1 protein-coding gene is annotated in these 2,200 nt (G+C 72.3%); it reads right to left on the reverse strand.

What is annotated here, in order from left to right; translation table 11 throughout:
* Positions 1-90 precede the first annotated feature (90 nt).
* On the reverse strand, positions 91-2,200 hold a 2,110-nt coding region (gene bcsB, locus ABY44_RS02605; RefSeq protein WP_431640813.1), incomplete at its 5' end, for a cellulose biosynthesis cyclic di-GMP-binding regulatory protein BcsB.

A 2,200-nucleotide genomic window follows, 5' to 3' on the forward strand; every position in this document is an offset into this window, starting at 1 on the left:
GCACGTCATCGCCACCGCCAGCGCGAGTGCCGCGCCGACGCGCCGCGCCGGCCGCGTTGCCCGTCGCTTCGCCATAACCCGCGCCATCCGTTACATCCCCCGTCGACGCGCGGCGATTCTCTGCAGCACGCTGAACACGCCGAGCGCGAGCAGCAGCCCCGCGACCACGCCGACCGCGCCGAGCACGACCGGATGCCGTGCCGCTTCCGTCCACACGCGCGCATACCACGGCACGAAGCCGACCACGTAAGGCTCGCCGACGCGCAGGCTGTCGACCTGCCCCGGCCGCACCAGCGCGAGGTCGCCCTGCAGCTGCGACACGAGCCCGGCGTTCTCGAACACGTCGAGCAGATCGCCGAGGCGCGGCTGGTCGGTCGCCGTCAGCGCGACCACGCTGCGCCCCCGGCTACCCGGCAGCTCGAACCCGGCAAGCGCCGCGAGCGAGCCGGTCTGCTCGATGTGCGCGCCGCCTTCGGCCAGGCCGACGCCGTTGCGCCAGCGCTCCTTCACCGAGAACGCGATGCGCGCGGTGCCTTCGCCGCCCGCGCTGCCCTGCTCGCCGATCACGAGCGGCAGCGCCGAGCGCCAGTGCGCGAGCAGCGGCGACGTGGGCGAGCCGTCGATCACGAGCAGGTCCTTGCTGCCCGACAGCGCGGCGACGTCGCCGGGCCGCGCAACCTGCACGCGCAGGGCCGGAAACCCGGTCCATTCGCCCATGTGGCCGAGCATCGTCAGGTAGGCCTCGAGCTCCTGCGGCGACGGCCGGTCGGGCATCACGACGGCCGTCTGCGACAGGTCGGCGAAGCGCGTGAACGGGAAGCCGCTGTTCGCGAAGAACGCGAGGTTCGGCAATTGCGCGTAATGGACGAAGTGCGAGAAGTCGATCGTCGAATCGGGATCGATCGCCGCACGCTGCGGCTCGGTCGCCGTGCTCGAGCACAGGCCCGTCTTCTGCGAGTCGAGCGTGAAGCGGAACTGCAGCTGGTTGCCGCTGCCGACCCGGAACGCCGGGATGTCGACGTCGCTCGTCACGCGCCCTTCGGGCACCGACAGCAGCGGCAGCTGCATGCGGCCGTGCGCGTCCTCGGCTTGGGCCGGCCCGAGCCGGTACGACTTCACGAGCTGCTCGTTGATCTCGACGGCGAGCGTCGAGTTGTCCTGCACGGTCGGCGCCGTGTAGCGGTAGCGCAGCGTGATCGGCACGCCCGCGCCGTTCCACGAATGCAGATCGGCGGGCACGCGCAGGTTCAGGCGGATTGCGTCGGGCGTCGTGCCGCGCACTTCCAGCTGGCGCGTATCGGATACGAGCTCGCGGAACGCGATCGGCCGGTTCACGGGCAGCCAGCGCGGCGCGTCGTACGGCTTGCGCGCCGCGCCGGGATCGACGTGCGCGACCGTCGCCGCCGGCCCCGACAGCGCCGCGCGGCCCAGCACGAGCGTCGCGACCGCATCGTCGACCTCGGCCGCCGTGCGGCCCGTGACGACGAGCAGCTTGCGCCCCGGCGCGGCCGGGTTGTCCGCCACCGCGAGCAGCGGGCCGTTGATCGACGGCAGCGCGAGGCCGGCCGGCAGCGTCGCGGCCGTGCCGATCACCACCGCCTGGTCGTCCGTCGGCAGCCCGGACGACACCGGGAACCGCGCATGCCGGTAATCGGCCAGCGCGCCGAACCACGACGCGAGCACGCCCGCGCTGCGCAGCGTCGCCGAATCCGGCGACGCCGGCAGCACGAACGGCAACCGCACGCGGCCGTTGTCGCGCCGGTCGAAGAACGGCGCGGGCAGCAGCGCGAGATCGTTCGGCAGGCGCACCGGCGACTCGTCGAGGATCAGCTCGCTCTTCGGGCTCACGTCGGCCCACAGCGCCGAGTTCGACGGATCCTCGCAATGGTCGAGCGTGTAGTGCGCGATCAGGCGCAGGCCGATCTGGTTGAAATCCGAGAAGTAGCGCGGATCGATCGGGATTTCCTGCGTGACCGTCCGGCCCGCCTGCGCGGCGTCGAACGGAACGGTCGCGATCACCTCGCCGTTCACCGACACCTTCAGGTGCGACATCGGGAAGACCAGCGACGGTGAATAGGCGTAGGTCAGGCGCAGCCGCGCGCCGGTGACCACGCGGTCGAGCCGCACGCCTGCGTTGATCGTGCGCGCGTCGTCGGCGCCGCGCAGGCGCAGCGGATCGAACGCACCGAGCGACGCGAAC

Source organism: Burkholderia sp. ZZQ-2 (assembly GCF_050768715.1).
GTDB lineage: Bacteria > Pseudomonadota > Gammaproteobacteria > Burkholderiales > Burkholderiaceae > Burkholderia > Burkholderia cepacia.